The sequence below is a fragment of the Dryocola clanedunensis subsp. sulfonylureivorans genome (assembly GCF_016756775.1).
GTDB lineage: Bacteria > Pseudomonadota > Gammaproteobacteria > Enterobacterales > Enterobacteriaceae > Dryocola > Dryocola clanedunensis.
Window position 1 is genome coordinate 1 of the sequence record NZ_JAERMU010000019.1, and the last position, 19,172, is coordinate 19,172.

The following is a 19,172-nucleotide window of genomic DNA, read 5'->3' on the forward strand; positions in this document are numbered from 1 at the left end:
GGCGGCGCTGGGTGCAGTAATGCGCAAGCTGGTGCACATGTGCTTCGGGGTGCTTAAAACACGCCTGCCATGGGATGAAAATTATGCAGCTACCGCTTGACGTTCAAGACGGTAGCTACGACTTGAGAAGCCTTTGTAGGGCGAATAAGCCTGCGTCATCCGCCGAGAGGCTACAGCAGCTGCGCCAGGCGGTTGAGATCGGACTGGATAGCACCAGCGGTGACATCTCGTCCTGCGCCCGGCCCACGGATCACCAGCGGGTTATCGCGGTACCAGCGGCTTTCGATGGCAAAGACGTTGTCGCACGGCAGCAGCGCGGCCAGAGGATGTTCAGGGCGAACGGCCTCCACGCCAACGCGTGCTTTACCGTTGGCGTCAAAGCGCGCCACATAGCGCAGCACCAGCCCCATCTCCTGGGCGGCTTCCAGGCGTTGGACCATCTGGTCGTTCAGCGCCTCGCCGTTTTCAAAGAAGTGATCGACCGACCCTTCTTCACAGCCGCCTGGCACGAGAGACTCTACCCGCACCTGGTCAGGCTCGATGTCGTAGCCCGCTTCACGGGCGAGGATCACCAGCTTGCGCATCACGTCTTTACCGGACAAATCAACACGCGGATCCGGCTCCGTCAGCCCCTGCTGCCAGGCCTGATCCACCAGCTCGGTAAACGGCACCGTGCCGTCAAATTGCAGGAAGAGCCAGGAGAGCGTGCCGGAGAAGATGCCGCTGATGGCCAGAATCGCATCGCCACTGTCACGCAGGTCGCGCACGGTGTGGTTTACAGGCAAGCCTGCACCGACGGTCGCATTGTATAGCCAGTGACGACCCGTCTTTTCAAACGCGTCGCGGATCTGGCGATACTTCTGCCCGTTACCAGCGCCAGCCAACTTATTAGCGCTGATAACGTGGAAACCGTGACTGGCGAAGTCGAGATACTGATCGGCCAGCTGTTCGCTGGCGGTAACGTCCAGCACCACTAAATCGTCGTACGGATGGGCGCGCATCCACAGGAAGAGGGATTCTTCATCCTGCTCTACCGCTTCGTCATTGAAGAATGCCAGCGCACGGCTCGCATCCAGCCCTTCGTAGTTCAGCAGGCTGCGGCGGCTGTCCACTACGCCCGCCAGCACAAATTCAAAGCCGGTGCGGGCAGAGAGCGTTTCCTGCTCGCGGGCAAACAGTTCCAGCCAGCGTGAGCCGATATTCCCTTTACCAAACAGCACCAGCCCAATACGTTTTTCAGCGCGGAATAAAGATTTATGCAGGCCCTGGATTAGGTTCTCCGTTGGGCCACTGCGCAGCACCGCGACGAGGCTGATACCGTCTTCAGATTGCCAGATAAACTCTACCGGCTGGTCTTTAAGCTGCTGCCAGAAACGATGGCTGTGCAGCGGATTACGGCAAACGCCCGCCCCAACCATAGCGACCAGTACCAGACCTTCACGCAGACGCAGTTCGCCCGGCAAACCAGCTGCCTGAAGCAGCTCCAGCGCGCTGTTAACAACTTCAGAGGTGTAGCAAAGTTGCAGCAGATTACGATCGGGATGCACGCCAATAGAAAGCGGACGAATTTGAATACGCTTGAGCAGCGTATCCAGCTCCTTTTGGGCCAGCTTGAAATCATGGCCCGCAGAAACCTGGAACTCGATCAGGCAGACGTCGTCATGGCTGGTGACGATACGCGCGCCCGTACCGGATGCCAGCACGCGTTCAATGCGTGTCGAACCTTGTTCCGGGGAGTAGCTGCAGCGCAGCTGTAGATCGATATCGCTGCCGGAAACTGGCTGCAATGTACGAGCGTGCAGTACCGGAGCCGCAAGACGGGCCAGCTCGCTGGCTTCGTCCAGACGCAGCAGCGGCAGCAGGCAGGCATCTTTCACTTTACGTGGGTCGGCGCTATAGACCCCGGCCACGTCGCTCCAGATGGTCACACGGGAAACGCCCGCCAGCGCGCCGATTTGGGTTGCCGAGTAGTCTGAGCCGTTACGGCCTAACAGCACGGTTTCGCCCGCGTCGTTGCGGCAGATAAAGCCGGTAACGACCAGACGCTTATGAGGATGCTGTGCCATCAATTCCTGCAGCAGCGGCCAGGAGAGACCTTCGTTCACCTGCGGCTGGGCCGATCGCTCAGCCCGCATGAATTCACGCGCATCAAGCCAGGCAGCCTCAATCCCCTGGAGATTCAGCACCGCAGACATCAGGCGTGCAGACCAGATTTCGCCGTGGCCAACCACTTCGGCATACACCGCATCGGTGATTTTACCGTCCAGCAGACCGGCCAGCCGTTCCAGATCGTGAATAAACTCGCCGATCAGACCGTCTGCCACCTCGGGCGGCAGCAGGCCGCTGATTAGCTCGCTCTGATAGCGGCGCAGCGCCTGCTGAACCTGGTGTGCGGATAGTCGGTCGCTCTGGCTCAGCTTAAGCCAGCTGATCAGCTGGTTGGTGGTGCTGCCAGCGGCAGAGACCACCATCAGGTCGTCAGGCCTGGAATATTCGGTCATGATACCCGCCACACGGAGGTAACACTTCACATCTGCAAGACTACTGCCGCCAAACTTGTGCAGTTGACGAACCGGCGTCCCTGCTGGTGCTGAAACACTCATGCTTACCCCTCTCTTGCCACCCGGAAGGCATTTTCCAGGTCGGCAATTAAATCATCGCCATCTTCAATACCGGTAGAGATACGCAGCAGCGTTTCGGAAATGCCAGCCGCGGCTCGCGCTTCCGGCGCCATGCCCGCGTGGGTCATGGTTGCCGCGTGGGAAATCAGGCTTTCAACGCCACCCAGCGATTCCGCAAGGGTGAAGAGCGACAGCCCGCTCAGGAAACGGCGCAGGGTCTGCTCGTCTCCGTCAAATTCAAAACTCAGCATCGCGCCAAACCCTTTCTGCTGGCGGGCCGCGATCTCGTGCCCCTGGTTTTCCGGCAGCGATGGATGATACAGCTTTTTCACCAGCGGCTGCGTTTTCAGATACTCAACGATGGCCTGGGCGTTGCGCTGGGCAACTTCCATACGCGGTGACAGCGTGCGCAGACCGCGCAGCAGCAGGTAGCTGTCAAACGCGCTCCCGGTCACGCCGATGTTGTTCGCCCACCAGGCCAGTTCAGTGACCAGTTCAGGATCTTTAGCAATCACCACGCCCGCCACTACATCAGAGTGGCCATTCAGGTATTTTGTACAGGAGTGCAGAACCAGATCCGCCCCCAACGCCAGCGGATTTTGCAGGGCCGGGCTCAGGAAGGTGTTATCCACTACGCTTATCGCACCGGCTTCACGCGCCGCGGCGCATATTTTCGCAATATCTACTACGCGTAACAATGGGTTGCTTGGGCTTTCTACCAGCACCAGCTTCGGTTTTTCGGCAAGGGCCGCATTCAGGGCTGCTTCATCCCCCTGATCGACAAATAAAACGCGATACGCGCCACGTTTTGCCAGGCTATCAAACAGGCGATAGCTTCCGCCGTAGCAGTCATGCGGCGCCACCAGCAGATCGCCTGGTTTCAGAAAGACAGTGGTTACCAGATGAATGGCAGACATGCCGGTGTTGGTCATCACGGCACCTGCCCCGCCTTCAAGTTCAGCCAGCGCGCGCTGGACTACGTCACGCGTCGGGTTACCGCGTCGCGAATAGTCATGGGCACGAGGTTCATTAAAACCAGTGAAGTTATAGGTGCTGGAGAGGTGGATGGGTGGAACAACACAGCCGTATTGCTCGTCATCATTTAAACCGCTGCGTACTGCGATGGTTGCCTGTTTGCGCGTCATTGTCTGCCCGATCCTTGCTGGTGGAATAAAGGTCAGGCATCAGAGTAAACATTGAAAAGATAGACGTCAATACATCTGGACATCTAAACTTCTTTGCGTATAGATTGAGCAAACGCGAAATAGCCGTTAAAATTATATGCTTTAGTGCGTAAGCAGTCGCAGACTGCGCACTGTTCAACGCGGTACACTAGACAGATAATCGCCCAAATCGTGCCACGCCCGTTTTGAGCATGTTTAATTGATAAGAGGATTAAAGGTATCTCATGGCTGAATGGAGCGGCGAATATATCAGCCCTTACGCTGAGCACGGTAAGAAGAGTGAACAAGTAAAGAAAATTACGGTGTCCATTCCTCTGAAGGTGTTAAAAATCCTCACCGATGAGCGCACCCGTCGCCAGGTGAACAACCTGCGACACGCAACGAACAGTGAACTGCTGTGTGAAGCATTCCTTCACGCCTTCACGGGCCAGCCTCTGCCGAACGATGAAGACCTGCGTAAAGAACGCAGCGATGAAATCCCGGAAGCAGCGAAGGTAATTATGCGCGAGCTGGGGATCGATCCGGATACCTGGGAGTATTAATCCCCTCCCGGATTTTGGGTACAAAAAAGGCGCCGTAAGGCGCCTTTCTCATTTCCGGACGGCGAAAACTTATTTCGCGCCTGGGATGCTGAAACGCTTGTTGAAGCGGTCAACACGGCCACCGGTAGCAACGTCACGCTGTTTACCAGTGTAGAACGGGTGGCATTCACCACAAACGTCCAGGTTCAGATCGTGACCCGCAGTAGAGCGGATTTGGATAGAATTACCGCAAGAACAGTTGGCAGTAATTACGTCATATTTAGGGTGGATATCTTTTTTCATGGAAAACCTCAAGTCTAAGGCCGCGTCGCTCTTCCAGCCCTAACGCCAGACACCACGCGATGTTAATAAAGTAGGTTTATTCGAAGCCAAAACTGCGCATCAAAGGCGGCGAATCATACAGAATCCCGCAGGTGCTTGCAAACTGATCCGCAATTTTGCGAACACACAGTGTACACTATCTCGTCTTTTTTATCAGCCCGGATGTTTTCATGCCTGTCGCTCACGTTGCCCTGCCGGTTCCTCTTGCCCGAACGTTTGACTATCTGATCCCAGTGGGAATGCAGGTGACAGCGGGTTGTCGTGTCATGGTGCCGTTCGGTAAGCGTGAAGCCGTGGGCATTGTTGTCGCCGTCAGCGAAAAGAGCGAACTGCCGTTGAGCGACCTGAAACCTGTCGCAGAAGTACTGGATGGCGAGTCGCTGTTCCCGGCCTCGCTGTGGCGAGTGTTGCTCTGGGCAAAGGATTATTATCACCACCCGATTGGCGACGTGCTGTTTCACGCCCTCCCCATCCTGCTACGCCAGGGCAAGCCCGCTCACCACGCGCCGCTGTGGTACTGGTTTGCCACCGAAGAGGGCAAGGCAGTCGATCTCAATAGCCTGAAGCGCGCACCTAAGCAGCAGCAGGCGCTGGCGGCCGTGCGGCAGAAAGACATCTGGCGTCATCAGGTCGGCGAAATGGACATCAGCGAGCAGGGTTTACAAGCGCTGCGCACCAAAGGCCTGTGCGATTTGAAAAGCGCCGCGCCTGCCACAGCAGACTGGCGGGATAACTACTCTGTCGCAGGCGAGCGCCTACGGCTAAATACCGAGCAGGCTACAGCGGTCGGTGCTATCCATAGCGAGGACGATCATTTCGCCGCCTGGCTGCTGGCGGGTATCACAGGTTCGGGCAAAACCGAAGTCTATCTGAGCGTGCTGGAAAACGTGCTGGCGCAGGGCAAGCAGGCGCTGGTGCTGGTGCCGGAAATCGGTCTGACGCCACAAACCATCGCCCGCTTCCGCGAGCGTTTTAACGCCCCGGTCGAAGTGCTGCACTCCGGTCTGAACGACAGCGAACGTCTTGCTGTGTGGTTAAAAGCTCGCAGCGGCGAGGCGGCAATCGTCATCGGTACACGCTCATCTCTCTTTACCCCTTTCTGTCGTCTTGGCGTCATCGTCATAGATGAAGAGCACGACAGCTCCTATAAACAGCAGGAAGGCTGGCGATACCACGCCCGCGATCTGGCGGTGTATCGCGCGCATGCGGAAGATATCCCTATCATTCTTGGCTCGGCCACGCCCGCACTGGAAACACTGCATAACGTGCAGCTGGGTAAATATCGCCAGCTACGTCTGACAAAGCGCGCCGGTAATGCACGCCCGGCTTTACAACAGGTTGTGGATTTAAAAAGCCAGCCGCTGAAATCTGGCCTCGCCCCCGCGCTTATCAAAAAAATTGGTCAGCATTTGCAGGCCGACAACCAGGTGATTTTGTTTCTGAACCGTCGGGGGTTCGCTCCGGCGCTGCTGTGCCACGAATGTGGCTGGATAGCAGAGTGCCCGCGCTGCGATCATTACTTCACGCTGCATCAGGGCCACCGCCAGTTACGCTGCCACCACTGCGACAGCCAGCGCCCCATTCCCCACCAGTGTCCCGGCTGCGGGTCTACCAATCTTGTCCCGGTAGGCATGGGGACTGAACAGCTCGAGCAAAGCCTGGCGCCAATGTTCCCCAACGTGCCGCTTTCGCGTATCGACCGGGACACCACCAGCCGTAAAGGAGCACTTGAGCAGCAGCTGGCGGAAGTCCACCGCGGCGGCGCGCGCATACTCATCGGTACGCAAATGTTAGCGAAAGGCCACCATTTCCCCGATGTGACGCTGGTCGCCCTCCTGGATGTGGACGGTGCGCTCTTCTCGGCTGACTTCCGCGCGGCGGAACGCTTCGCACAGCTTTATGTCCAGGTTTCAGGCCGAGCCGGACGCGCTGGTAAGCAAGGTGAGGTGGTATTGCAAACCCATCACCCAGAACACCCGCTGCTGCAAACCTTGCTGACTCAGGGTTACGATGCCTTCGCCTCTCAGGCGCAGGTCGAACGCCAGACGGTGTTCCTCCCCCCTTTCACCAGCCATGTGATCTTCCGCGCAGAAGACCAAAATAACCAGCAGGCTCCGCTATTCCTTCAGCAATTGCGAAACCTGCTCGAATCCAGCCCGCTGCGCGATGAGCAGCTGTGGATTATGGGCCCCGTGCCCTCTTTGCAGCCGAAACGTAGCGGCCGCTTCCGTTGGCAAATTCTCCTTCAACACCCTTCACGAGCTCGTTTACAGCGGCTAATTAGCCACTCTCTGGCGCTGGTCAACACGCTGCCTGAATCCCGCAAAGTGAAGTGGATGCTGGATGTCGATCCGATTGAGAGCTAGCACAGAACGGGCCTGTAATGCGAAGCGGATCGAAAAATTCAATACCCGTCACACTTTTAATGAAATTTCTGTAACTGGCGACATCAATATTCTGCTAAGAATGTGAACACGATCAGACATCAGGGAAGAGTCGAAGTCTGCGGAAGGCATGTGAGGAGAAGAAGTTGAAGCCGAAGAAGCAGGTTGCCAATGCAACCATGAAAGATGTTGCCGTCCAGGCGAAAGTCTCTACCGCGACGGTATCCCGTGCATTAATGAATCCCGATAAGGTGTCGCAAAGCACACGCAACCGGGTAGAGCAGGCAGCAATAGAAGTTGGTTACTTACCCCATTCATTAGGCCGTAACGCTAAACGTAACGAATCGCGCACCATCCTGGTGATTGTGCCGGACATCTGCGATCCCTTTTTCAGTGAAATTATCCGCGGCATCGAAGTCACCGCGGCGGACCAGGGCTACCTGGTGCTGATTGGCGACTGCGCCCATCAAAATCAGCAGGAAAAGACGTTTATCGACCTGATCATCACCAAGCAAATCGATGGCATGCTGCTGCTCGGCTCACGGTTGCCTTTCGATGCCAGTCTGGAAGAACAACGGAATCTGCCGCCGATGGTCATGGCTAACGAGTTCGCTCCTGAGCTTGAGCTGCCAACCGTGCATATCGATAACCTGACCGCTGCATTCAATGCCGTTTACTATCTGCAGCAGCTTGGGCACGAGCGAATCGCGTGCATTGCCGGGCCGGAGGAGATGCCGCTTTGCCACTATCGCCTACAGGGCTATGTTCAGGCGCTGCGCCGGACGGGCATGACGGTCGATCCCCATTACATCGCGCGCGGTGACTTTACTTTTGAGGCCGGTGCCCAGGCTCTGTCACAACTTCTGGCACTCCCTGTTCCCCCTACGGCGGTATTTTGTCACAGTGATGTCATGGCGCTGGGAGCACTGTCGCAGGCCAAGCGCAGCGGCTTACGCATCCCGGAAGATTTGTCGATTATGGGCTTCGATGACATCGCCCTGTCGCAATTCTGTGACCCACCGCTGACCACCGTACAGCAGCCGCGTTTCGATATCGGGCGAGAGGCCATGCTGTTGCTTTTAGATCAGCTGCACGGCGAAATAGTCAGCAGCGGATCGCGATTACTGGACTGTGACCTCATTGAAAGAGGAACCACCAGCGCACCAGGCATGAGAAAATGAACCGCTTTAGGACGCCCCTGTCTGGTCAAAGGGGCATCCCTTCAGTAACATGGCGGGCTAATAAACGTATAAATACAGTGAATCAATAGTGGCACAAAAAGATTATGTACGCCGCGGGCAATCGACAGGGACACGGCGCAAAAAGAGTACTTCCCGCAAAAAGCAACGTAACCTGCCATCCGTCTCACCGACTATGGTAGCCATTGCGGCCGCCGTGCTGGTGGCTTTTATTGGTGCTCTGTACTTCATTACCCATCATAAAAAAGATGAGAGCGAAGTCCTGCCTGGCCACAAAGTGAGTGGCAACGGCCTGCCGCCTAAACCGGAAGAGCGCTGGCGCTATATTAAAGAGCTGGAAAACCGCCAGCCGGGCGTGCTTAGCCCAACCGAGCCAACGGCCGGGGGGGAAGTCAGAAATAAAGACCAGCTCACCAGCGAGCAGCGCCAGCTACTTGAACAGATGCAGGCGGATATGCGCCAGCAGCCAACCCAGCTGAACGAAGTGCCGTGGAATGAACAAACGCCGGCGCAGCGTCAGCAAACGTTGCAGCGCCAGAAACAAATCCAGCAGGTACAGCAGCAAACACAGTGGAGCCAGCAGCAGCAGCCTCGTGCACAGCAGCGTGTAACGGAACAGCCTTACCAGCAACCCCGTGCAGTGCAGCAAACCACACAACAGCCTCGAGCTGTACAGCAGCAGCCACGTGCAACCTCCACTGCTCAGCAGCCGTATCAGGATTTGCTGCAAACGCCGCCGCATAATAACCAGCAGCGCGCCGCTCAATCGGCGCCACAGGCGCAGCCTAAACCAGCCCCGGTAACGCGTGAACCGGAGGCGCCAAAGCAAACCGCAGCGGCTCCTCAGGAAAAACCGAAGGATGAGAAACGCTGGATGGTGCAGTGTGGTTCCTTCAAAGGCAGTGAGCAGGCGGAAACCGTCCGTGCGCAGCTGGCATTCGAAGGTTTTGATTCACGCATCACCACCAACAACGGCTGGAACCGCGTGGTCATTGGCCCGATTAAAGGCAAAGATAATGCGAACGGCACCCTCAATCGTCTGAAGATGGCTGGTCACGCTAACTGTATTCGTCTGGGCGGGGGTTGAAACCCCCAAAAACTCCCCCATCTATAATTGCATTCAGCCCCAGGGCTAGCCTGGGGCACGTATTCCGCTGATGCAATAAGGGGTCTGCTCGTGACAACAATAGTAAGTGTGCGCCGTAACGGCCATGTCGTAATCGGTGGTGATGGTCAGGCCACGCTCGGCAACACCGTAATGAAAGGCAACGTGAAAAAAGTTCGCCGCCTGTACAACGACAAAGTCATCGCAGGCTTTGCAGGCGGTACGGCCGATGCCTTTACCCTCTTCGAACTCTTTGAACGCAAACTTGAAATGCACCAGGGTCATCTGGTGAAAGCCGCCGTTGAGCTGGCGAAAGACTGGCGTACCGACAGAATGCTGCGCAAACTTGAAGCGCTGCTGGCGGTGGCCGATGAAAACGCTTCGCTGATCATCACCGGTAACGGTGACGTTATCCAGCCGGAAGATGATCTTATCGCCATCGGCTCTGGTGGCCCGTACGCACAAGCCGCGGCCCGTGCCCTGCTGGACAACAGCGAACTGGGTGCGCGAGACATCGTTGAGAAATCGCTGGGGATCGCCGGTGATATCTGCATCTATACCAACCATTTCCATACCATTGAAGAATTAGCGTCTAAGGCGTAAGGATCCCCCATGTCTGAAATGACTCCACGCGAAATTGTCAGCGAACTTAACAAACACATCATTGGTCAGGATAACGCCAAGCGTTCCGTGGCCATTGCGTTACGTAACCGCTGGCGCCGTATGCAGCTGGACGAAGAGCTGCGCCATGAAGTGACGCCAAAAAACATTCTGATGATCGGCCCAACCGGCGTCGGTAAAACGGAAATTGCCCGCCGTCTGGCGAAGCTTGCTAACGCGCCTTTCATCAAAGTTGAAGCGACCAAGTTCACCGAAGTCGGCTATGTTGGTAAAGAAGTTGACTCTATCATCCGCGATCTGACCGATTCCGCGATGAAAATGGTTCGCCTGCAGTCCATTGATAAAAACCGCTATCGCGCCGAAGAGATGGCGGAAGAACGTATTCTTGATGCGCTGCTGCCACCGGCCAAGAACAACTGGGGCCAGAACGAAACGGCACCAGAGCCCTCTGCGGCGCGCCAGGCTTTCCGCAAGAAGCTGCGTGAAGGCGAGCTGGACGATAAAGAGATCGAAATCGATCTGGCGGCAGCCCCGATGGGCGTTGAAATCATGGCGCCTCCCGGCATGGAAGAGATGACCAGCCAGCTGCAGTCCATGTTCCAGAACCTGGGCGGCCAGAAGCAGAAGCCTCGCAAGCTGAAAATCAAAGAAGCGATGAAACTGCTGATTGAAGAAGAAGCGGCCAAGCTGGTTAACCCGGAAGAGCTGAAGCAGGACGCCATCGACGCGGTTGAGCAGCATGGCATCGTGTTTATCGACGAGATCGATAAAATCTGTAAACGCGAGGGCAACAGTTCAGGCCCTGACGTTTCCCGTGAAGGTGTGCAACGTGATTTACTGCCGCTGGTTGAAGGGTGCACGGTTTCAACTAAACACGGCATGGTCAAAACTGACCATATTCTGTTTATCGCATCCGGTGCGTTCCAGGTCGCCAAACCTTCTGACCTGATCCCTGAATTGCAGGGCCGTCTGCCGATTCGCGTTGAGCTTCAGGCGCTGACCGTGGAAGATTTCGAGCGCATCCTGACCGAGCCAAACGCGTCCATCACCGTGCAGTACAAGGCGCTGATGGGCACCGAAGGCGTGAACATCGACTTTACCGAAGACGGTATTCGTCGTATCGCCCAGGCTGCGTGGCAGGTGAATGAATCGACTGAAAACATCGGTGCCCGCCGTTTGCATACTGTGCTTGAGCGTCTGGTAGAAGATATCTCTTATGAGGCCAGCGATCTCAGCGGCGAGTCCATCATTATTGACGCCGATTACGTCAGTAAACATCTGGATGAGTTGGTAGCAGATGAAGATCTGAGCCGTTTTATCCTATAATCGCGTACAACGTATCTTTTCCATGCAAAATGGGGGGCTCATGCCCTCCATTTTTTATTACTGGCACCCATAACAATGAATGATTCACACTCAGTAAGCACCACCCAGGCGTGGCTGGAAAGCTTACGCCCTAAAACCCTTCCGCTGGCTTTTGCCTCTATTGTCTGCGGCTCCGCACTCGCTTACTGGCAGGGGACATTCGATTCTGCGGTAGCCCTGCTTGCGTTGCTGACGGCGGGCCTGCTGCAAATTTTGTCCAACCTCGCCAACGATTATGGCGACGCGATAAAAGGTAGCGATAAAGAAGACCGCATTGGGCCGTTGCGCGGCATGCAAAAGGGTGTGATTACTCAGGCACAGATGAAGCGGGCGCTAATTATCACCGTCGTGCTGATTTGTCTATCTGGCCTGTCGCTGGTCGCCGTCGCCTGTCGAACATGGGCTGACTTTGTCGGTTTCCTTGTGCTTGGGCTATTAGCTATTATCGCAGCCATTACCTATACCGTAGGCACTCGCCCTTATGGCTACATGGGGCTGGGCGATATTTCCGTGCTGGTCTTTTTTGGCTGGCTGAGCGTGGCGGGGAGTTGGTATCTGCAGGCGCATACCCTGGCACCGTTAGTGTTCCTGCCGGCAACTGCGTGCGGCCTGCTGGCTACAGCAGTACTTAATATCAATAACCTACGCGATATCGACAGCGACCGCGAAAATGGCAAAAACACCCTGGCCGTTCGCCTTGGGCCGGTACTGGCTCGTCGCTACCATGTTTGCCTGCTGATGGGTGCTCTGCTTTGCCTGGCAGTCTTTAACCTCGTCTGGCTGAAAAATATCTGGGGCTGGTTATTCGTGCTGGCTGCCCCTCTGCTTATCAAGCAGGCGCTGTATGTCCTGCGTGAGTCAGAACCCGCAGCCATGCGCCCTATGCTTGAACGGACGGTAAAAGCGGCGCTGCTAATTAACCTGTTGTTTGCAGTGGGCATCGTGCTCAGCACGGTCCATTTTTAGCTGATAAATATCAATTAACAATTGATGGTTTTGCCAACAGTTAACATTAAGCGATATACTGACAACTCCGGCAGCAGATGGACCTTAACCTATGAAATATGATACCTCCGAGCTTTGCGACATCTATCAGGAAGATGTCAACGTCGTTGAACCGCTGTTTTCCAACTTTGGTGGGCGGTCGTCCTTTGGCGGGCAAATCATTACGGTGAAATGTTTCGAGGACAACGGGTTGCTTTACGATCTGCTCGAACAGAATGGCCGTGGCCGTATTCTGCTGGTTGACGGCGGCGGCTCAGTGCGCCGTGCGCTGGTGGACGCAGAGCTGGCACGCCTTGCGGCTCAAAATGAGTGGGAAGGCATTGTCGTCTATGGCGCAGTACGCCAGGTGGACGATCTTGAAGAGCTGGATATCGGCATTCAGGCTATTGCCGCCATTCCGGTAGGCTCTGCGGGTGAAGGTATCGGCGAGAGCGATGTGCGCGTCAATTTTGGCGGTGTGACCTTCTTCTCTGGCGACCACCTGTATGCCGATAACACGGGCATTATTCTTTCTGAAGACCCGCTCGATATCGAATAGACGAAGACTGAATAGCAAAACGGGCGCCCTGGGGCGCCCGTTTTATTTTAAGCCTGAGCTTACACTTCTTCCATTTTGCCCAGCAGCGCGTGCAGACGCTCCTGCCAGACATGCTGTTGTTCTTTCAGAGAACCGTTCTCACGGATCAGCTCTTCGTGATTACCCTGCGCCTGCTGCACTTCCTGAGCCAGGCTGTTATTTTTTTCTTTCAGCTCTTCGATTTCCATCTGTAACAACGTGATAGTGTCAATCGCCTGCTGTACTTTCGATTCTAGTTTTTCAAACACTTCAAATGACATTCCAATCTCTCCTGAATTGCAAGGCGTTGATGGATGGCTATCCTCGTCCCGGCTCACCGGCGACGCCTTAATGAACATATGCGCACCACGCAGCGTTACCCGATTGTAAGTAGCGCAGCACCGCGTGTCCAGCGGCTTCCGGCGCTCTTTGCGTTACAGGACGTTTTTAAGCGCATGCTTAAAGACAGCACTCCTCTTCAGCACTCTTTGTTAACATAATGATTAACAAAGCACCGTTATCCCCCTGCCCTCACTGTGTGTTAATGCGCCTCTTTTAGCGCGCAAACGAGCATTTTCTTGACGTGACACGCAAAATTTAAGTTCGATATTTCTCGTTTATGTTCGTTAACGATAAATTAACACTATGCCTACACGGCACCAGGGTGGCATGGACGCTCAACTTACAATAACCATTAATTTTGCCTTCAGGACCCTACTATGAGTCAGACAGCTTCTCCAACCTTAAAAGGCCAGTGCATCGCAGAGTTTATGGGCACCGCATTGTTGATTTTCTTCGGTGTCGGGTGCGTGGCCGCAATGAAAGTGGCAGGCGCAAGCTTCGGGCAGTGGGAAATCAGCATCATCTGGGGTTTAGGGGTGGCGATGGCTATCTACTTGACCGCCGGGGTCTCTGGTGCGCACCTCAACCCTGCTGTTACCGTTGCACTGTGGCTGTTCGCCTGCTTTGAGCGCCGCAAAGTTTTGCCGTTTATTGTGTCCCAGATCGCAGGGGCGTTCTGCTCAGCGGCGCTGGTCTACGGCCTGTATTACAATCTTTTCCTCGATTATGAACAAACCCACCACATGGTGCGCGGCAGCGTAGAGAGCCTTGATTTAGCCGGGATCTTCTCAACCTATCCAAACCCGCATATCAACCTGGTGCAGGCGTTTGCCGTTGAGATGGTGATTACCGCGATTCTGATGGGCGTAATTCTGGCGCTAACCGACGACGGCAACGGCGTTCCCCGTGGGCCGCTGGCGCCGCTGCTGATTGGCCTGCTGATTGCGGTCATTGGCGCATCTATGGGGCCATTAACCGGCTTCGCCATGAACCCGGCCCGTGACTTTGGACCAAAACTGTTTGCCTGGCTTGCGGGCTGGGGCGAAGTCGCCTTTACTGGCGGCAAAGATATTCCTTACTTCCTGATACCCGTTTTTGGCCCGCTGACGGGCGCGATATTAGGCGCGTTCGGGTATCGTAAATTCATTGGTCGCCACTTGCCGTGCGACGTTTGCGAGGATGCCGAAGAGAAAACGCAGGCCTCCTCGACGCAGCAAAATGCTTCTTAAGCTCCACTGACTTCAGGACAAAATTATGACCACAGAAAAAAAGTATATTGTCGCGCTCGACCAGGGCACCACCAGCTCCCGCGCCGTCGTCCTGGATCATGACGCCAATATTATCAGCGTCTCGCAGCGTGAATTTGAGCAGATCTATCCTAAGCCCGGCTGGGTTGAACACGACCCGATGGAAATCTGGGCCACGCAAAGCTCCACGCTGGTAGAAGTGCTGGCCAAAGCGGATATCAATTCCGACCAGATTGCTGCCATCGGTATCACTAACCAGCGTGAAACCACCGTGGTCTGGGATCGCGAAACCGGTAAACCAATTTATAACGCCATCGTCTGGCAGTGCCGCCGTACCGCTGAAATCTGCGAGAAGCTCAAGCGTGACGGCATGGAAGAGTATATCCGCCACAATACCGGCCTGGTCATCGACCCGTACTTCTCCGGCACCAAAGTGAAGTGGATCCTCGACCACGTTGAAGGCTCCCGTGAGCGCGCTCGCCGCGGTGAGCTGCTGTTTGGCACCATCGATACCTGGCTTATCTGGAAAATGACTCAGGGACGCGTACACGTCACGGACTACACCAACGCGTCACGTACCATGCTGTTCAACATTCACGAGCTGGACTGGGATGACCGCATGCTGGAAGCGCTGGATATCCCACGAGCCATGCTGCCGGAAGTTCGCAAATCTTCTGAGGTTTACGGCCAGACTAACATCGGCGGTAAAGGCGGCACGCGTATTCCTATTGCAGGGATCGCCGGTGACCAGCAGGCAGCGCTGTTCGGCCAGCTGTGCGTGAAAGAAGGCATGGCAAAAAATACCTACGGCACCGGCTGCTTTATGCTGATGAACACTGGCGAGAAAGCGGTAACGTCAAGCCACGGCCTGTTGACCACCATCGCCTGCGGGCCACGTGGAGAAGTGAACTACGCCCTGGAGGGCGCGGTGTTTATGGCTGGGGCTTCCATTCAATGGCTGCGCGACGAGATGAAGCTCATCAGCGATGCGTTCGACTCGGAATATTTCGCTACCAAGGTGAAGGATACCAACGGGGTCTACGTCGTTCCTGCGTTTACCGGCCTCGGCGCGCCATATTGGGACCCGTATGCCCGTGGCGCTATCTTCGGCCTGACCCGTGGGGTGAACTCTAACCACATTATTCGCGCCACGCTGGAATCCATCGCCTACCAGACCCGCGACGTGCTGGAAGCCATGCAGGCCGACTCAGGTATTCGCCTGCACGCGCTGCGTGTGGACGGCGGTGCGGTTGCTAACAACTTCCTGATGCAGTTCCAGGCGGATATTTTAGGCACCCGCGTAGAGCGCCCTGAAGTGCGCGAAGTCACCGCGTTAGGCGCGGCCTATCTGGCAGGCCTCGCCGTTGGCTTCTGGCAGGATCTGAACGAAGTCAGCGAGAAAGCGGTTATCGAAAAAGAGTTCCGCCCGGGAATCGAAACCACCGAGCGTAACGTCCGCTACGCCGGCTGGAAGAAAGCCGTTAAACGCGCGCTGGCCTGGGAAGAACACGACGAAAGCTAAGGACAGTTCCCCCGCCTCACAGACCCCTCCCGTCAGGGTTGGGGTCTTTCTATGCTACACTTCGCCGCAATTCTGTTTTGTTAAAAGAGCCTCTTATGAAACGTGAACTTGCGATTGAATTCTCCCGTGTAACCGAAGCTGCCGCGCTTGCCGGCTACAAATGGCTGGGACGCGGCGACAAAAACACCGCTGACGGCGCAGCCGTTCACGCCATGCGTATCGTCCTCAATCAGGTCAATATCGACGGCCAGATTGTGATTGGCGAAGGGGAAATCGACGAAGCGCCAATGCTCTATATTGGTGAAAAAGTCGGTACCGGCCAGGGTGATGCGGTGGATATCGCCGTCGACCCCATCGAAGGCACCCGCATGACGGCAATGGGCCAGGCCAACGCACTGGCCGTACTGGCCGTCGGTGATAAGGGCACCTTCCTGAACGCGCCCGATATGTATATGGAAAAGCTGATTGTTGGCCCGGGTGCGGCGGGCATCATCGATCTGAACCTGCCGCTGGCGCAGAACCTTCACAATATCGCCGTCGCCCTTAATAAGCCGCTGAGCGAACTGACCGTTACCATTCTTGCCAAGCCACGCCACGACGCCACCATCGCAGAAATGCAGAAACTGGGCGTCCGAGTGTTTGCTATTCCTGATGGTGACGTTGCGGCATCGATTCTGACCTGTATGCCGGACAGCGAAGTGGACGTGATGTATGGCATCGGCGGCGCGCCTGAAGGGGTGATATCTGCCGCGGTGATTCGCGCGCTGGACGGCGATATGCAGGGCCGCCTTCTGGCCCGCCATCAGGTTAAGGGCGATAGCGAAGAAAATCGTCGCCTGGGCGAGCAAGAGCTGGAGCGCTGTAGAGCGATGGGCATTGAGGCAGGCAAGGTGCTGAAGCTGGATGACATGGCGCATAACGACAACGTTATTTTCTCCGCCACCGGGATCACAAAAGGTGATCTGCTGGAAGGGATCACTCGTAAAGGCAATATGGCGACGACCGAAACGCTGTTAATTCGCGGTAAGTCACGCACCATTCGCCGCATCAAATCCATTCACTTCCTCGACCGAAAGGACACGGACGTGCAGACTCACATACTTTGAGTCCATCGTTTGTCTGATTGAGCTTTCCAGCTTCCTCAGGCTGGAAATCTCTCACCGTTCTGGTGAAGATAGGCTAAAAGCATGCACAGGAGCGCAACATGGCGGATTGGGTTAAAGGCAAAGTCACTCAGGTTCAGCACTGGACCGATTCTCTTTTCAGCCTGACGGTACAGGCTCCTGTTGCGCCGTTTACCGCCGGGCAATTCACAAAGCTGGGCCTGGAAATTGACGGCGAGCGCGTACAGCGCGCCTACTCGTACGTCAACGCGCCGGGAAATCCTGATTTAGAGTTCTATCTGGTTAACGTGCCGGAAGGAAAGCTCAGCCCTCGCCTGCACGTCATGCAGCCGGGTGACGAGGTCATGCTGGTCAGCGAGGCCGCTGGTTTCTTCGTGCTGAATGAGGTTCCTGACTGCAAAACGTTGTGGATGCTGGCGACCGGTACCGCCCTGGGCCCCTATCTTTCTATTCTTCAGGAAGGCAGGGATCTTGAGCGTTTCGAGAACATCGTTTTGCTTCACGCGGTGCGTTATGCCAACGACCTGAGCTATCTGCCTTTGATGCAAGAATTGCAGCAGCGCTATGAGGGGAAATTGCGTATTCAGACCGTGGTCAGCCGTGAAACTATGGCAGGTTCACTCACCGGGCGAGTGCCAGCACTGATTGAAAGCGGCGAGCTGGAAGCGGCGGTTGGCCTGTCGATGGACACGGAATCCAGCCACGTCATGCTGTGCGGTAACCCACAGATGGTGCGCGATACCCAGCAATTACTGAAAGAAACCCGGCAGATGACCAAACATTTACGTCGCCGTCCGGGCCATATGACCGCTGAGCACTACTGGTAAATCTAGCGGTATTTTACGTCGCTGGTATCTTTCCCAAAGCGGTTCTCACCCTGGGTGCCAACAAAGGCGCCCAGGTCGATGAGCATCATGACAAAAATCAGCGTCGGAATAAAACGGCCCAGTCCCCACTGTGCCAGCGAACCGAACACTTCCCAGTTACCCGCCAGCAGCAGCCAGGCCGGGATGAACATCAATGCCCACCAGCCTTTTTTATTACGATCGTGCAGACGCTTAACGATCACCGCAGCCGTGGGAATCAATGACCCTGAGAGGGCCAGTCCGGCAATCGAATAAGAAATCAGCTCGCTTCCGGCCAGGGTGAAAATGACGATCAGTGCGACAATCCACACGCCAATCCAGATCCAGAAGTCGCGACGCCCGATTCGGCCATTAAAGTTGAACAGCCACTGCTGTATGGTCATGGGGAGATCCTTGAGAAATTTATGCTGTGTAGTGTACCCTGGCGGCCCTGGTTTTTGACAAGCTAACAGAATGCCGATTTAATCGTGGCTTCAATATCAGGAGAATCTGTCGATGAAATATCTGCTCTGTGCCCTCGCGCTGTTCACACTGCCTGTCGCAGTGAGCCGGGCAGATCCACCAACCGACACGCCGACGACCCTACCTGCGGCACCCTATTTATTACCCGGCTCTCCGACTTTTGATCTGACTATCGCCCAGTATCGGGAGAAATTTAATATCGATAACCCAACGCTACCGATCAGTGAATTTCGCTCAATTGACTCCAGTCGTGACAAAGCCAACCTGACTCGGGCTGCCAGCAAGATTAACGAAAATTTCTACGCCTCCACGGCGCTGGAGCGCGGAACACTAAAGATTAAGTCGATGCAAATGACCTGGCTTCCTATCCAGGGGCCAGAGCAAAAAGCCGCTCGCGCAAAGGCGATGGATTATATGGCGGCCATGCTGCGTAGCTTTACACCTACGTTTTCTAAGCAGCAAAGTCAGGAGCGACTAAGCAAACTTCTTAGCGCGGGCAAACACAAACGCTATCTGGCACAGAACGAAGGCGCTTTGCGTTATGTCGTATCAGATAACGGCGAAAAAGGGCTAACTGTCGCAGTTGAACCGATTAAGCTGGCGCTATCGGAAAGCTTAAACACCAATGAATAAATGACAAAAAGCAAAGCCTTTAGCCCGTTGAGTCTCTATACTATTTCACAGACCATGCTGCCCCCAGGGCAGC

The 19,172-nt window shown here is 55.5% G+C and carries 18 protein-coding genes; 13 read left to right on the forward strand and 5 right to left on the reverse strand.

Annotated features, from left to right (window positions below; all coding sequences use genetic code 11):
• Nucleotides 1-170: 170 nt before the first annotated feature.
• Nucleotides 171-2,603 carry a bifunctional aspartate kinase/homoserine dehydrogenase II gene (locus tag HYQ67_RS17845; protein ID WP_202305697.1) on the reverse strand — a complete coding sequence of 811 codons (2,433 nt, stop codon included), beginning with the start codon at nucleotides 2,601-2,603 and terminating at the stop codon, nucleotides 171-173.
• Between the two features lie 2 nt (nucleotides 2,604-2,605).
• Complete coding sequence (gene metB, locus HYQ67_RS17850) at nucleotides 2,606-3,766, reverse strand: cystathionine gamma-synthase (protein WP_202305699.1); 1,161 nt, start codon at nucleotides 3,764-3,766, stop codon at nucleotides 2,606-2,608.
• Nucleotides 3,767-4,029: 263 nt separating this feature from the next.
• Between metB and metJ the strand changes: the two genes are divergently transcribed.
• Complete coding sequence (gene metJ / locus HYQ67_RS17855) at nucleotides 4,030-4,347, forward strand: met regulon transcriptional regulator MetJ (protein WP_015960995.1); 318 nt, start codon at nucleotides 4,030-4,032, stop codon at nucleotides 4,345-4,347.
• A 69-nt stretch (nucleotides 4,348-4,416) separates the two neighbouring features.
• Here metJ and rpmE read toward each other — a convergent pair whose 3' ends face one another.
• On the reverse strand, nucleotides 4,417-4,629 hold the full coding sequence (gene rpmE, locus HYQ67_RS17860) for a 50S ribosomal protein L31 (RefSeq protein ID WP_202305707.1): 213 nt from the start codon (nucleotides 4,627-4,629) through the stop codon (nucleotides 4,417-4,419).
• Nucleotides 4,630-4,838: 209 nt separating this feature from the next.
• On the opposite strand from rpmE, the gene priA reads away from it, so the two are divergent.
• The 7 genes from priA (at nucleotide 4,839) to rraA (ending at nucleotide 12,885) form a co-directional block, all read left to right on the forward strand.
• Nucleotides 4,839-7,034: a primosomal protein N' gene (priA, locus tag HYQ67_RS17865; protein WP_202305709.1), complete on the forward strand. Its 2,196-nt coding sequence runs from the start codon at nucleotides 4,839-4,841 to the stop codon at nucleotides 7,032-7,034.
• 164 nt (nucleotides 7,035-7,198) lie between these two features.
• Nucleotides 7,199-8,233: a DNA-binding transcriptional regulator CytR gene (gene cytR / locus HYQ67_RS17870; protein WP_202305711.1), complete on the forward strand. Its 1,035-nt coding sequence runs from the start codon at nucleotides 7,199-7,201 to the stop codon at nucleotides 8,231-8,233.
• Nucleotides 8,234-8,321: 88 nt separating this feature from the next.
• Entirely contained in the window at nucleotides 8,322-9,338 is a 1,017-nt protein-coding gene (gene ftsN, locus HYQ67_RS17875; RefSeq protein ID WP_202305713.1) for a cell division protein FtsN, read from the forward strand.
• 90 nt (nucleotides 9,339-9,428) lie between these two features.
• Nucleotides 9,429-9,959, forward strand: a complete 531-nt coding sequence (hslV, locus tag HYQ67_RS17880; protein ID WP_202305716.1) for an ATP-dependent protease subunit HslV — start codon at nucleotides 9,429-9,431, stop codon at nucleotides 9,957-9,959.
• A gap of 9 nt (nucleotides 9,960-9,968) precedes the next feature.
• Complete coding sequence (gene hslU / locus HYQ67_RS17885) at nucleotides 9,969-11,303, forward strand: ATP-dependent protease ATPase subunit HslU (RefSeq protein ID WP_202305723.1); 1,335 nt, start codon at nucleotides 9,969-9,971, stop codon at nucleotides 11,301-11,303.
• Between the two features lie 75 nt (nucleotides 11,304-11,378).
• Nucleotides 11,379-12,308: a 1,4-dihydroxy-2-naphthoate polyprenyltransferase gene (menA, locus tag HYQ67_RS17890; RefSeq protein ID WP_202305725.1), complete on the forward strand. Its 930-nt coding sequence runs from the start codon at nucleotides 11,379-11,381 to the stop codon at nucleotides 12,306-12,308.
• Between the two features lie 91 nt (nucleotides 12,309-12,399).
• A complete protein-coding gene (gene rraA, locus HYQ67_RS17895) occupies nucleotides 12,400-12,885 on the forward strand; it encodes a ribonuclease E activity regulator RraA (RefSeq protein ID WP_202305732.1) in 486 nt (161 codons plus the stop codon).
• 59 nt (nucleotides 12,886-12,944) lie between these two features.
• Here rraA and zapB read toward each other — a convergent pair whose 3' ends face one another.
• The gene (zapB, locus tag HYQ67_RS17900; RefSeq protein WP_202305869.1) at nucleotides 12,945-13,190 is read right to left on the reverse strand and encodes a septal ring assembly protein ZapB; all 246 of its coding nucleotides are present in this window, start codon (nucleotides 13,188-13,190) and stop codon (nucleotides 12,945-12,947) included.
• A 432-nt stretch (nucleotides 13,191-13,622) separates the two neighbouring features.
• On the opposite strand from zapB, the gene HYQ67_RS17905 reads away from it, so the two are divergent.
• The 4 genes from HYQ67_RS17905 to fpr all read left to right on the forward strand — a co-directional run bounded on the left by HYQ67_RS17905 (nucleotide 13,623) and on the right by fpr (nucleotide 17,965).
• Nucleotides 13,623-14,474, forward strand: a complete 852-nt coding sequence (locus tag HYQ67_RS17905; protein WP_202305734.1) for an MIP/aquaporin family protein — start codon at nucleotides 13,623-13,625, stop codon at nucleotides 14,472-14,474.
• Nucleotides 14,475-14,499: 25 nt separating this feature from the next.
• On the forward strand, nucleotides 14,500-16,014 hold the full coding sequence (gene glpK, locus HYQ67_RS17910) for a glycerol kinase GlpK (protein WP_202305741.1): 1,515 nt from the start codon (nucleotides 14,500-14,502) through the stop codon (nucleotides 16,012-16,014).
• A gap of 95 nt (nucleotides 16,015-16,109) precedes the next feature.
• The gene (gene glpX, locus HYQ67_RS17915) at nucleotides 16,110-17,120 is read left to right on the forward strand and encodes a class II fructose-bisphosphatase (RefSeq protein ID WP_202305746.1); all 1,011 of its coding nucleotides are present in this window, start codon (nucleotides 16,110-16,112) and stop codon (nucleotides 17,118-17,120) included.
• A 98-nt stretch (nucleotides 17,121-17,218) separates the two neighbouring features.
• Nucleotides 17,219-17,965 (forward strand): ferredoxin--NADP(+) reductase, encoded by a 747-nt coding sequence (gene fpr / locus HYQ67_RS17920; protein ID WP_202305747.1) that lies wholly within the window; start codon nucleotides 17,219-17,221, stop codon nucleotides 17,963-17,965.
• 2 nt (nucleotides 17,966-17,967) lie between these two features.
• On the opposite strand, the gene HYQ67_RS17925 is transcribed toward fpr, so the two are convergent.
• Nucleotides 17,968-18,387 carry a DUF805 domain-containing protein gene (locus tag HYQ67_RS17925; RefSeq protein WP_202305748.1) on the reverse strand — a complete coding sequence of 140 codons (420 nt, stop codon included), beginning with the start codon at nucleotides 18,385-18,387 and terminating at the stop codon, nucleotides 17,968-17,970.
• 112 nt (nucleotides 18,388-18,499) lie between these two features.
• Here HYQ67_RS17925 and HYQ67_RS17930 point away from each other — a divergent pair, with 112 nt between their 5' ends.
• Nucleotides 18,500-19,099, forward strand: a complete 600-nt coding sequence (locus HYQ67_RS17930; RefSeq protein WP_202305749.1) for a DUF1454 family protein — start codon at nucleotides 18,500-18,502, stop codon at nucleotides 19,097-19,099.
• The last annotated feature ends 73 nt before the right edge of the window (nucleotides 19,100-19,172 follow it).